The following is a 3,446-nucleotide window of genomic DNA, read 5'->3' as shown; positions in this document are numbered from 1 at the left end:
ATGTCGTGATGAATGTCGGCATCAGTGCTGCACTGGCCGCGGAAGGGCTGACGGCGGCTACTACGACCCCAGAAGCCGTACTGCAGGCAGGCCTGGTTCAAACCACGGCGATGATGACCTCGGCGGAGTACATCGAGATGCTGGGCATCTTTACTTACAACATGAGTGTGCTTGGCGGCGTGATTGCCGGGCTGGTCACCGTGGCACTGCATAATCGCTTTTACACGCAACCATTGCCGACGGCGATTAGCTTTTTCGGCGGGCGGCGCTTTGTCCCCATCGTCACCGTTATCGTCTTGCCGCTGATTGGCGTGCTGCTGGCCTTGATCTGGCCCACGATCGGCGAAGGCATTGCCTGGGTCGGCAAGATGATTGGGAAAAGCGGCCAGTACGGCGCGTTTCTGCTGGGAACCGGCGAACGTCTGCTTATCCCGACTGGCTTGCACCATATACTCAATGAAACAGTGCGTTTCACCCCTATCGGTGGCATGGCGACCGTGGACGGGCAAACCATTGTTGGTGCACTGAATATCTTCAACACTTCGCTCACCCATCCAGGCGCTATACCTGATGAGACGGTGCGCAGTGCCACCCAATTCCTGGCTCAGGGTAAAATCCCGGTGATGATGTTCGGCTTGCCTGCTGCTGCACTGGCGATCTACCACACCGCGCGCCCGGAGCATAAACAGCGGGTTAAAGCGCTGGTGATGGCAGGTGCGTTGACCTCCTTCACCACCGGCATCACTGAACCGCTGGAGTTCTGTTTTATCTTCGTATCACCGATGCTCTACATCCTGCATGCGTTATTGACCGGCCTGTCATTTATGCTGATGTCGATGCTGCATTTAATGATCGGCAACGTGCAGGGCGGCGCGATCGATCTGGTGGTGTTCGGTATACTCGGTGGCAGTAAAACCCAATGGTGGTGGACGGTAGCGCTGGGGGTGATTTATGCGCCGATCTACTATTACGGCTTCCGTTTTGTCATTACGCGCATGCGAGTGGAAACGCCTGGACGAGAATCGGATGAGGAGCCGCAAACCGTGCAGGTGACAGCCGATGAACGTATTAAGGTGATCATCAGCGGGTTGGGCGGCGAGGCCAATATAGAGGACGTCGATTGCTGTTTCACCCGCCTGCGGGTGCGCGTGAAAGAGATGAATGAAGTGGTCGATCAAACGTTGCTGACCACTGGCGCCAACGGTGTTAACCGGGTCAGCGATCACGATGTGCAGGTCATTTACGGTCCGCAGGTGGAGAAAATTGCCAACGACGTGAAAAGTGCCTTAGGCGTGGCATAACATATTTAGTTATCACGCTAATAATAAAATTAGCAATCAATGTTAAATCCCTACGGCTGAGATGGGAGATGATGACTTCGCCCCTTCAAGAGCTAAGCCATTAAGAGTGCCGGAGATAAGCGCCGGGTGGGGCATTAACTTTCAACCGAAGGCTGCCAAACGGCGGCCTTTGTGCTTTTTGCATTGTGAACCGGATAAAGCCGCGCGGGTTTGCTAACATAGCGCGATCGTGACTTCAGGGCGGATATTAACATCGACATCAAGCAATTGATTTATTTATGCAATCTTGAGCGCGAGCGCCATTTTGGCCGCGCGGCAGAGGCCAGTTTTGTCAGTCAGCCGACCTTATCGATGCGGTTAAAAAACCTTGAGCGCGAACTGGGTTTATCGCTGATCAATCGCAGCAACAACTTTGACGGCTTTACGCCGGAAGGGGAACGGGTGCTGACCTGGGCGCGTGAAATCGTGTCGGTTTACTCGGGACTGAAGCTGGAAGTCGAGTCGCTGAAGCATGGCGTCAACGGCACGCTGCGCCTGGGCGTGATGCCACAGTGCAGTGTCGCCTTGCCGGCGTTATTAAAAGCGGTTGAAACGCGCTATCCGCAGCTGGATTATCGTGTCTCCGCCATGAGTGCGGACCAACTGCTGGAGGCACTGAATAGCCATACGGTGGACGGCGGCATTGGTTTCTTCGAGCTCACCGCTCTGCGAGAATTACACTTCCAGACCGCGCTGTTGAAAGATCCCGGCGTGGAGGCGATTTTTAATCCTGAGCACTTCCCGGATTTACTTCAACACGACACGGTTTCACTTGCGCAACTGGCGCAGCTTCCGCTGTGCCTTGCGGAACCCACGCGCTATTTCCGTCGTTACGTGGATAGCCAACTGCGCGAAACCGGTTTGCTACCGCGAGTGATTGTGGAAAGTGCCTCGATTATGCAGCTATTACAGAGCGCGCAGGTGGGATTAGGCGTGATGGTGTCGCCGCGCGGACATTTACTGCCGGAAATGCTGCAAAATGTGGCGCGGAGGCCGATTGCGATGGCACCCATGGGACGCCAGGCCGCGTTGGTGGTTGCTGAGCCGGGCAGGGCATCGCCGCTGGCTCAACATTTCTTTGACGAAGCGCGGCGCCATCTGCCGGATTAACGCGTTTCACCCAGCGCCATCCATAACCGATCCTGCCAGCTGGCAAACGCCACTGCTTGCAACAGAGCGAAAATGCGCTCGGTTCCCCATCCCGCATTCAGCAATGGCTGCAAGTGTGCTGCGCTAAAACGCTCTGGCATGCGAACCAGCTGAGCGGTAACGCCAATCACCGGCTGCACTTCTCCCGCTTTATCAACATCTGCAAGCAATGCTTCGCGCTGGCAAGCGGCATGACGCGTGAACGGGCGCTGACAACCCAGGATGCGCGCGCAGGTTGCCAGCGCCAACGCGGATTGCTCATCATGATGTTCACCGATGCGCTGTTGCAAAGTCGCCCAGCCATACAGCGCCTGCGCGTCATGCACCAGCAACCAAATCGCGTCCTCTAATCCTTCGATGCCCTGACAGAAGGTTATCGCCGCCAATTGATCGGCACTGGCATAGCGTAACTCAACCGGTTTGAGCGCGTGCTGCCATGCGGTGTCGCGGTCAAAAAGCGCCGGATCGGCATCCGCTGGTGGTGATACGCCAGGTATCCAGCGTACCGGTAAGCCCATCATGGCTTGCAGTGCCGCGACCACTCGCGCCTGATAGCTGACAAATCCCACCAGTTGATTGAGAGTGACGATATCTGGCTCAGTGAGCCCGACGGCATCCAGGGCGCTGATACCAGTGACATTGATCAGAGCCGGTTGCATCGCCAACTGACGCGCGTACTGGGTGATTTGTGTCAGGCGGTTGTTACTCTCGCGAGAGGAATCCGGGCCCGGCAGGGGGTTGAGGCGCGCCGAGTAGTGATTACACAGTCTCTGCACACCGGCAACCTGCGCCACCGTCAACGCGGTACTGAGACGATCGTAGAGCGTTAAGGTATGCGTGAGTGAGTTACTCAGCGTATCCGGCAGCAAAATCTGGCTCAGATCGCGCGCGGCCAGTAACGCCGGCTGGAAACGAGTAAACAGGGGCTGAAGAGCAGTGGCTTCCTGTTGCAGACCT

At 56.5% G+C, this 3,446-nt stretch carries 3 protein-coding genes; 2 read left to right on the top strand and 1 reads right to left on the bottom strand.

The features are described from left to right. Nucleotides 1-1,301, top strand: a 1,301-nt coding sequence (locus tag RT340_RS22320) for a PTS transporter subunit EIIC (protein ID WP_313377841.1), incomplete at its 5' end; no start/stop codon positions are given. A 252-nt stretch (nucleotides 1,302-1,553) separates the two neighbouring features. Further along, on the top strand, nucleotides 1,554-2,450 hold the full coding sequence (locus RT340_RS22315) for a LysR family transcriptional regulator (RefSeq protein WP_097117015.1): 897 nt from the start codon (nucleotides 1,554-1,556) through the stop codon (nucleotides 2,448-2,450). Here the strand turns inward: RT340_RS22315 and RT340_RS22310 are convergent. After that, nucleotides 2,447-3,446: oxidoreductase (locus RT340_RS22310; protein WP_313377840.1), on the bottom strand; the 1,000-nt coding region annotated here is incomplete at its 5' end. The genes RT340_RS22315 and RT340_RS22310 overlap by 4 nt on opposite strands.

The organism is Pantoea sp. CTOTU50773 (assembly GCF_032082325.1).
Lineage (GTDB): Bacteria > Pseudomonadota > Gammaproteobacteria > Enterobacterales > Enterobacteriaceae > Pantoea > Pantoea communis.
This window is presented reverse-complemented; position numbering and strand designations above follow the sequence as displayed.